We start from the raw sequence: 6246 nt of genomic DNA, 5'->3' as shown, positions 1-6246 counted from the left end.
TGGAGTTCATGGGTCTGGCCCACCGTGTCGTCGCGGAAGGCCACCTGCCCCTCTTTGAGCTCGATGTTGTAGAGCGCAAAGTGCGCCGTCTTGCCGTCATCGGGCGGCGGCTCAGGGCTGCGCAGCTTTTGCAGAATGTCGTCAAAATCAAATTTCCCGGGGGCAGTCTGCGCGATGCGCAGCACGGGCTTGTCCACCTGGATGGCATCGAGCACCGGTGCGAGCCTGAACACCGACTGGATATCGGCATCCACATAGATGCGCTCGACCGCCAGCATCGCCGCGCTGTCTGCCTGGGGCCCGGCGATCTGCAGATCGCGCACGGTCAGCTCCAGCGACCAGGGCTTGAACTCCACCGCCCCGATATGCACCGCCCGCCCGAGTTTTTCCGTGCCCAGCTTCTCTCCCTGGGTGCGCAGCAGCCAGGGCAGCAGCAGCCACGACAGCGCCCACAGCAGCAGCAGCGCCAGCAGGCACCATCCCAGCCGGCGCAACCAGCGCATCGCGACGACCTTTTTCTTGTTTGTTTCTTGCGTTTCGCTCACGGCGATGATCCTCACTCAGAGTCAGTACGGCCCACCCCATGGTATCCATGGCTGCGATGGCAGGCCCAAGATCCATTGTGCACAAATAAGCCGCTGTGGCGGCGCTGGCTTAGCACACAAAAGCGGCATCTGTCGCTGGTTCACAATCGTTCAAATCCTGCAGGCTGCCCCAGGAAACGGTGTGCCTCTATATATAGAGGAAAAACGCAGTTTCTATGGCGGCACCCCCTGCGGTAGCGGCACGGCCATGGTCGAAAGCAGCAGGGGGCGATGCCGCGATGCATGGATCCAACAGCCGGATCGGGCATCCGCCCGTCCGCCCTCCTCGAACACCGCGATGCTTTTCACACTGCGGCATGCCAAACCGCAGCGTGGAGCCGCAAAAACACAACGCCAGGCCCTGCTTTTTTGCGTCCACCGATATTTTACCCAGGTATAAATGCCAAAAACCTGATGTAGCCATGGGTTATTGGCTGGTTTATCCTGGTTTTTATACAGTTTTTTGGCCTTTTCATGTGAAATTTGTGTAGGCGCAGATGACCGCATGATGACCAAGACCTGCCCGCCCAAATCAGGCCAGCGTTTTGCGCGGCCCGCAACGGTTCTGTGCGCCTATGCGCAGGCGGCACCCAGGCACCGCCCTGGGCTGCAAAAGCGCAAATGGGGCTGCGCGCTACACCAAAAATAGAGCACAACAGCCGCGCAGCATTTGATAAAGATTGACTTTTTGCTGCATCCTTTATATCAATCAATGTATTTAAAAGATTAAATACAAGCTATTGAACCCATAAAACCGGGTCCCCGACAGGGCACCGATCCGGTGCTTTTTCTGCCTGCCATCCCCGCTGCAGGGCTGGCTGCCGCCCCTGCCCGGATCCGGCCCTGCAGCAGCCCGCTATACACGTTTTTTTATTACTTTTTTTTCTCATTTTCCAATTCAATAGTGTTGACTGAGTATTAAGCAAGCTTCTAGAATTCAGCCCATTGCATTGATTGCTGATTTTTTAGTCAACACCCCTCACGGTGTTTTGATCGTAGCCCCTGACACGCAAGAGCGTGCTTGAAACGACAAAGGGCCGTCTGCAACGCAGACAGCCTGCCGGAGACCACACAGGACAGTGTGGCTCCACCCTGCCAGACCCCAGCCCGGTGCACTATCCGCCGGGCTATTTGTTGGAGGTGGCGGGACTTAGAAAGGAAAAATCCCTATGACGGCTCCCGCGCAAGTGGATGCCGGTGCGCGCTCATTGAGCGCCACCATCAGCCGTGGTCTGATGACCATGGCACACAACAGTTTTGCTTTGATTGGTCTGGTGGTGGCGTTCTGCGCCCTCACCCTGGTGTCGCGCGACGACCTGCGCCACGCCGGCGAGGCGCAATTGCGCAGCTGGCTGCAGGCCCGCACGCATGCGCCAACCGTTGATCTGGCAGGTGCCGATGCCGATGCATCCACTGGCGACGATGCCGCCATGGTGGCGGCCGTGGACCGTGCCACCGCCAGCAACCCCCAGCAATTGCCCCGCAACCAAGCCAATGTGGCCTATTGGCTGGCCAAGAAATACCGCGTAGCGCCAGAGCCCCTGGCCGTGCTCGTCTCCGAAGCCTACCTGGTGGGCAAGGAAACCAAGCTGGACCCCACCCTGATCCTGGCGATCATGGCTGTGGAGTCGAGCTTCAACCCCTTTGCCCAAAGCTCGGTGGGTGCGCAAGGCCTGATGCAGGTGATGACCAAGATCCACACCGACAAGTACGAGCACTTCGGCGGCCACTTTGCGGCCTTTGACCCGGTGACCAACCTGCGCGTGGGTGTCAAGGTGCTGCAAGAATGCATTGAGCGCGCCGGCTCGCTCGAAGGCGGCCTCAAATACTATGTGGGCGCTGCCAACCTGCCGACCGACGGTGGCTACGCCGCCAAGGTGATGGCCGAGCACTTCCGCATCAAGCAAGTGGCCGAAGGCCGCAGCAACACGCCCAAGGCACCGGTGGCCCCCGCTGCCAAGCCTTCGCTGTCGGCCCAGGCGGATACGCCCGCCGCAGCCGGCACCGTGGCCGACAAGGCCAAGGCCGCCAGCAACAGCGCAGCTGCAGGCAACGCTTCTGAAACCGTGGCCCTGGCCGACAAGCAAGCCGCGCTGCCAGCAGCGGCCAAGGCCGAGGCCACCGCCGTGGCCATGGGTTCCTGACCAGCCCCTCCGGCTCATCGCCCTCTTCGCACAAGCACCCAGCCGGGTGCTTTTGTTTTTTCTGGCCCTGGCACAGCTTCCCGGAACCGGTTTTTATCCAGACGTGGCGATAAACCCATTGCCCCAGGCCGGTGCAGCTCGGCTACACTAGCCGGGTACGCGACTGGCGATAGACATCTGTATGACCGGATTGTTGACGTGGAATGCAGGCCCGGCCTGCAGCAACCACCGGGGAGCGTACCGTGCAGTGCCAGGGCGAGCGCATCGCCCCCCGCACCCGCCACGTGTTAGCCGTGCGCCTGGGCAGCCCCTGTTTTCGCCAACCTCACTGTTGGCAGGCAGGGCTCACTTCTGACTCCAACGACCGCCATGTACCAACGTAACATCCTTGTCGAACAGACCGACGCAGAACTCTTTGCGGCCATCCAGGCCGAAAACCAGCGCCAAGAGCAGCACATCGAGCTGATCGCCAGCGAAAACTATGCCTCCCCCGCCGTGATGTGGGCCCAGGGCACCCAGCTGACCAACAAGTACGCCGAAGGCTACCCCGGCAAGCGCTACTACGGCGGCTGCGAATTTGTCGATATCGCCGAGCAGCTGGCCATCGACCGCGTCAAGCAACTGTTCGGCGCCGATGCTGCCAATGTGCAACCCCATTGCGGCGCATCGGCCAATGAAGCGGTTTTCCTGGCTTTCCTCAAGCCCGGCGACACCATCATGGGCATGAGCCTGGCCGAAGGCGGTCACCTGACCCATGGCATGCCGCTCAATATCTCCGGCAAGTGGTTCAACGTCGTCTCCTACGGCCTGAACGAGAAGGAAGAGCTGGACTACGACGCCATGGAAAAGAAGGCGCACGAGACCAAGCCCAAGCTGATCATCGCCGGCGCATCGGCCTACTCGCTGGAAATCGACTTTGCCCGCTTTGCCAAGGTGGCCAAGGATGTGGGCGCGATCTTTATGGTCGACATGGCCCACTACGCCGGTCTGATCGCCGCTGGCGAATACCCCAACCCTGTGCCCCACGCCGACGTGGTGACCACGACCACCCACAAGAGCCTGCGCGGCCCCCGTGGCGGCGTGATCCTGATGAAGGCCGAGCACGAAAAGGCCATCAACTCGGCCGTGTTCCCCGGCCTGCAAGGCGGCCCGCTGATGCACGTGATCGCAGCCAAGGCCGTGGCCTTCAAGGAAGCGCTGACGCCTGAGTTCAAGCAGTACGCCCAGCAGGTCAAGACCAACGCCCGCATCGTGGCCGAGACCCTGACCGAGCGCGGCCTGCGCATCATCTCCGGCGGCACCCAAAGCCACGTGATGCTGGTGGACCTGCGCGCCAAGGGCATCACCGGCAAGGAAGCCGAAGCCGTGCTGGGCGCTGCCCATATGACGATCAACAAGAACTCCATCCCCAACGACCCGGAAAAGCCGATGGTCACCAGCGGTATCCGTATCGGTACGCCCGCGATGACCACCCGTGGTTTCAAGGACGAAGAGGCGCGCCTCACGGCCAACCTGATCGCCGATGTGCTGGACAACCCACGGGACGAGGCCAACATCGCTGCCGTGCGCGCCAAGGTCAACGCCCTGACCGCACGCTTCCCCGTCTACCGCTGATCTGACCTGCGCCCGCGCCTATGAAATGCCCCTTCTGCAGCCATCCCGATACCCAGGTGGTGGAGACCCGTGTTGCAGAAGACGGCGGCTTTGTACGGCGCAGGCGCCAGTGCGGCAACTGCGAAAAGCGCTTCACCACCTATGAACGGCCCGAAGTCAGCCTGCCGGTCATCGTCAAAAAGGACGGCCGGCGCATCGACTACGACCGCAGCAAGCTGCGCGGCTCATTCAGCCTGGCGCTGCGCAAGCGCCCGGTTCCCATCGACAAGGTGGACCTGGCGCTCGAGCATGTCGAGGACAAGCTACGCACCCTGGGTGCGCGTGAGGTGCAGACGCATTTGATCGGCGAGCTGGTCATGGCCGAGCTGCAAAAGCTCGACAAGGTGGCCTACATCCGCTATGCCAGCGTCTATCGCAGCTTCGAGGACATTGACCAGTTCAAGTCCATCGTCGACGAAGTAACGACCCCGCCGCCCGAGCCCAAGAAAGACAGCGCCCGTAAAAAGGACTGAGGCACAAAAAAATGCGAACCCCTGGGTTCGCATTTTTCTTTGGGGGCCAGCCACCGAGCCGGCCCGGGCTGCGCCTCGTCAGGCTCGCGGCGCCTCGGCGGCAATCGGGCCCACGGCCTGCACCACATCGCTGTTCTGGGCGCGGTGGCGTAGCGCATGGTCCATCAGCACCATGGCCAGCAAGGCCTCGGCAATCGGTGCGGCGCGGATGCCCACGCAGGGGTCGTGCCGGCCCTTGGTGATGACCTCGGTGCTCTTGCCCTCGGTATCGATGGACTCGCGCGGGCTGATGATCGAGCTGGTGGGCTTGATGGCGATGCGGATCTCGATGTCCTGGCCGGTGCTGATGCCGCCCAGAATGCCGCCGGCATTGTTGCTGCGAAAGCCCTGGGGGCTGAGCGAGTCGCCATGCGTGGTGCCGCGCTGGGCCACGCTGTCAAAACCGGCACCAATCTCGACGGCCTTGACGGCATTGAGCCCCATCATTGCGTAGGCGATGTCGGCATCGAGTTTGTCGTACAGCGGCTCGCCCAGGCCCACGGGTACGCCGCTGGCCTGCACGCGGATCAGCGCGCCGCAGGAGTCGCCCGCCTTGCGTAGCGCATCCATATAGTCTTCATAGCGGGTCACATCGGCCACCGGCGCAAAAAACGGGTTGTTGGGCACATGGGCCCAGTCCTCAAAAGGCAGGGCCACCTCGCCCACCTGCAGCATGCAGGCGCGGAACGCGGTACCGAACTTCTCTTTGAGCCACTTTTTGGCCACGGCGCCAGCGGCCACCGTGGGCGCCGTCAGGCGGGCCGAGGAGCGGCCGCCACCACGCGGATCGCGGATGCCGTACTTGTGCCAGTAAGCATAGTCGGCATGGCCCGGGCGAAAGCTCTGCGCAATATTGGAATAGTCCTTGCTGCGCTGGTCGGTATTGCGGATCAGCAGCGCAATCGGCGTGCCCGTGGTCTTGCCCTCGTAGACGCCCGAGAGGATCTCCACGCTGTCTGGCTCATTGCGCTGGGTGACAAACTTGCTGGTGCCGGGGCGGCGGCGGTCCAGGTCCTGCTGGATATCTGCCTCGCTCAACGCCATGCCCGGTGGGCAGCCGTCAATCACGCAGCCAATCGCCGGGCCATGGGATTCGCCAAAGTTGGTAACAGTAAATAAGGTGCCGAAGGTATTGCCGCTCATAGCCCGCCATTATCACTGATGCCGGTGCCCCACGCAGCCCTGCAGGGCTCACCAGCGGGGCTGGTCACCCCCAGGCGGTTGGCCGGCGTGTGGCCAGCCGCCGGGCAGGCCCTGCAGCACGGCGCTGTGGCGCACCGCACGCAGGCGGCCAAAGCCGCTGTCCAGCGTCTCCAGATAGGCGTCAGGCGGCGCGCCGCTGGGTACCTTAGC

Annotated in this window: 4 protein-coding genes, 1 pseudogene and 1 riboswitch; of the genes and pseudogenes, 3 read left to right on the top strand and 2 right to left on the bottom strand. The window is 62.5% G+C overall.

All coding sequences use genetic code 11. The annotated features are described in order from the left end of the window. Positions 1-545: pseudogene (locus tag H928_RS32645) on the bottom strand (hypothetical protein); the annotation flags it as partial. A 1208-nt stretch (positions 546-1753) separates the two neighbouring features. Between H928_RS32645 and H928_RS29600 the strand changes: the two are divergent. From H928_RS29600 to nrdR, 3 genes are all read left to right on the top strand, one after another. Beyond that, positions 1754-2728 carry a lytic transglycosylase domain-containing protein gene (locus H928_RS29600; protein ID WP_021028726.1) on the top strand — a complete coding sequence of 325 codons (975 nt, stop codon included), beginning with the start codon at positions 1754-1756 and terminating at the stop codon, positions 2726-2728. A 149-nt stretch (positions 2729-2877) separates the two neighbouring features. Beyond that, positions 2878-3040, top strand: a riboswitch (ZMP/ZTP riboswitch). Positions 3041-3097: 57 nt separating this feature from the next. Further along, a complete protein-coding gene (glyA, locus tag H928_RS0123705; RefSeq protein WP_021028725.1) occupies positions 3098-4342 on the top strand; it encodes a serine hydroxymethyltransferase in 1245 nt (414 codons plus the stop codon). Positions 4343-4362: 20 nt separating this feature from the next. After that, entirely contained in the window at positions 4363-4854 is a 492-nt protein-coding gene (gene nrdR, locus H928_RS0123700; RefSeq protein WP_021028724.1) for a transcriptional regulator NrdR, read from the top strand. A 78-nt stretch (positions 4855-4932) separates the two neighbouring features. Here the strand turns inward: nrdR and aroC are convergent, their stop codons facing one another. Continuing rightward, the gene (gene aroC, locus H928_RS0123695; protein ID WP_021028723.1) at positions 4933-6036 is read right to left on the bottom strand and encodes a chorismate synthase; all 1104 of its coding nucleotides are present in this window, start codon (positions 6034-6036) and stop codon (positions 4933-4935) included. Positions 6037-6246: the final 210 nt, after the last annotated feature.

Source organism: Comamonas sp. B-9 (assembly GCF_000410635.1).
Lineage (GTDB): Bacteria > Pseudomonadota > Gammaproteobacteria > Burkholderiales > Burkholderiaceae_C > Comamonas.
The sequence above is the reverse complement of the archived record's forward strand: the minus strand, read 5'-3'. Positions and strand labels throughout refer to the sequence as shown.